Origin of the sequence: Sphingobium lactosutens DS20, assembly GCF_000445105.1 — a bacterium.
In the GTDB taxonomy this organism is placed as follows: domain Bacteria; phylum Pseudomonadota; class Alphaproteobacteria; order Sphingomonadales; family Sphingomonadaceae; genus Sphingobium; species Sphingobium lactosutens.
In genome coordinates, this window is sequence record NZ_ATDP01000019.1 from 1 (window position 1) to 1,644 (window position 1,644).

General features: G+C 62.2%; 3 protein-coding genes. 1 reads left to right on the forward strand and 2 read right to left on the reverse strand.

The window, feature by feature from the left end:
- On the forward strand, positions 1-599 hold a 599-nt coding region (locus tag RLDS_RS29375), incomplete at its 5' end, for a tyrosine-type recombinase/integrase (protein ID WP_021224258.1).
- A 10-nt stretch (positions 600-609) separates the two neighbouring features.
- On the opposite strand, the gene RLDS_RS56600 is transcribed toward RLDS_RS29375, so the two are convergent.
- Both RLDS_RS56600 and RLDS_RS29385 read right to left on the reverse strand, forming a co-directional pair.
- The gene (locus tag RLDS_RS56600) at positions 610-873 is read right to left on the reverse strand and encodes a hypothetical protein (RefSeq protein WP_197672745.1); all 264 of its coding nucleotides are present in this window, start codon (positions 871-873) and stop codon (positions 610-612) included.
- Positions 874-1,299: 426 nt separating this feature from the next.
- A complete protein-coding gene (locus RLDS_RS29385; RefSeq protein ID WP_020818524.1) occupies positions 1,300-1,512 on the reverse strand; it encodes a hypothetical protein in 213 nt (70 codons plus the stop codon).
- Positions 1,513-1,644 lie beyond the last annotated feature (132 nt).

A 1,644-nucleotide genomic window follows, 5' to 3' on the forward strand; every position in this document is an offset into this window, starting at 1 on the left:
GAACCGCGCGGTCTGATCGATGCCCAAGCTGTTCGTTTCGTGGTCGTAGCGAGATACTCGACACCATAGACGTTGCCACCCATGCCGGCTTGCGCGACCGCGCGCTTATCGGCCTCATGGTCTATAGCTTCGCGCGGATCGGCGCGGCCGTCGCCATGACCGTTGACGATGCTTTCGTCCAGAACCGCCGCCTATGGGTCCGCCTGCACGAAAAGGGCGGCAAGCGGCACGAAATGCCGTGCCACCACAACCTTGAGGAATATCTGCTCGCCTATATCGACGGCTGCGGCTTGCGCGAGCGCGCCAGGGGGCCGCTGTTCCGCACGATCGCGCGCGGCACTAAGCGCCTAAGCGATGCCCCCCTCGCCCAAGCCAATGCTTTCTTGATGGTGCGCCGCCGCGCGACCGCGGCGGGCATCGGCACCGCGATCGGCAACCACTCGTTCCGCGCGACCGGCATCACGACCTATTTGAAGAACGGCGGCACCTTGGAGACGGCCGCGACTATGGCGAACCACAGCTCCACCCGCACGACGCAGCTCTACCACCGGCGATCCGATGACGTGACGCTGGACGAAGTGGAGCGGGTGTTGATTTGAGCCGGCAGGATCAGGCGTGGCGGCTGATATTCGCGCCGTGGTCGCCTTGCATCATCTGCATGGCGCTCTGTAGCATCGCCAGGGTCATGGCGTCGTTTCGGGATTGGGCGCCTGCAATGCCGTCCCGCGCGAGCTGCACGAAGTTGACCCGTTCCCAATCATCGAGCGCGATCGGTGCGCCCTGCCCTGTCCCAACGGGTATCTTCACCGTCATTCCGAGAAACGCCGAGCTGTCATCCAGCGACATTTCGCCTCTTTTGATCTTGCCGTTCATCCAGTCGAACAGCTCCTGGCGCGTCATGCTGGTGAAATCAGGCGGCGCGGCGCTGCCTGGCCCGGTTTGAGCGGTGCTTGCCGGCGCGGTGGAGAGAGCCGCCGAGAATGAGGACGAGCTGGTGCGATCGGCCGATGATGGACGCTGACTCGCGGCCAGATAGTTGTTCGCTGTTTCAATTCGCACGAGAACGCCCTTTCCGCCAAGCCAATCGCGGACGATTGCAGGACATGGTTAATTTCAGGTGAAACGGCGTGGGATTTGAGCCGGCGAGAGACCGGACCTTAAGTATCGCCCCGCGCGGTCGCATTGTTCACGGGTAGACTATTTTCGCCGGGGGCCTTGAAGTGACGACGATCGGTGCAGCTACCAGCGCGATGCCCTATATAAAATCGCGCCGCCCAGATTGAATTATCGGTCAAGGCATCAAATGGACGCTTCACCGCTGAGGAAGTTACCGCAAGGCTTGAGGCGCGCGACGTCAGACAGCTTCGCCACGCGCAGAGCTATGAAAACCTCCTTGATGGCAAGGGGACGTATTTCGGCCACTCCGTTGGCAATAAGACCGTTTGGAAGCCGGAACTGGCGGCGCAGCAGATCAACGCTGCCCGCGCCGCTCGCGTAAAGCCTTATCTGCACATGTCCGGCCCCGTCAGCATCGAGGCGCTGAACGTCGATTCCGCCGTCAGAGCGCAGGGGATGATGAGGCAGCGCGCGGGGATCCAGATGTTCGGCCTAGAGCAAACGGTACGTCTGCCGTGTACCACGACC

Excerpts from the sequence above, each read along its gene's own strand:
- RLDS_RS56600 (WP_197672745.1), bottom strand. The coding sequence starts at position 873 with ATGAACGGCAAGATCAAAAGAGGCGAAATGTCGCTGGATGACAGCTCG.